The 242-nt window shown below is 52.1% G+C and carries 1 protein-coding gene; it reads right to left on the bottom strand.

From position 1 onward, the window contains the following. The coding region (locus SB775_RS33050) for a solute carrier family 23 protein (protein WP_410865516.1) at positions 1-179 on the bottom strand (179 nt) is incomplete at its 3' end. Between the last annotated feature and the right edge of the window lie 63 nt (positions 180-242).

Raw genomic sequence — 242 nt, 5'->3', positions numbered from 1 at the left:
ATGAGGACGAAGATGATAGTGGCGATGCCGCTCGTCAATAGCGCGATCGCGGGGCTCAAGCCAACTAGTTGCGGCACCAGGATCGTTGCGCCGAACATGGCGAACATGTGCTGCAGGCTAAGGGAAATCCATTGCCCCGTTTTTGGTTTATCGTGTATGTCTAGAATGGCATTGCTCAAGCTGTTTCTCCCCTGTCTCTAAAGTAATTCTTAATCGTTGATGGTGACGCGGTCCGTGCTGTC

The organism is Peribacillus sp. SIMBA_075 (genome assembly GCF_046534585.1).
Note: the sequence above shows the minus strand (reverse complement) of the source record. Positions and strands in the feature narration are given on the sequence as shown.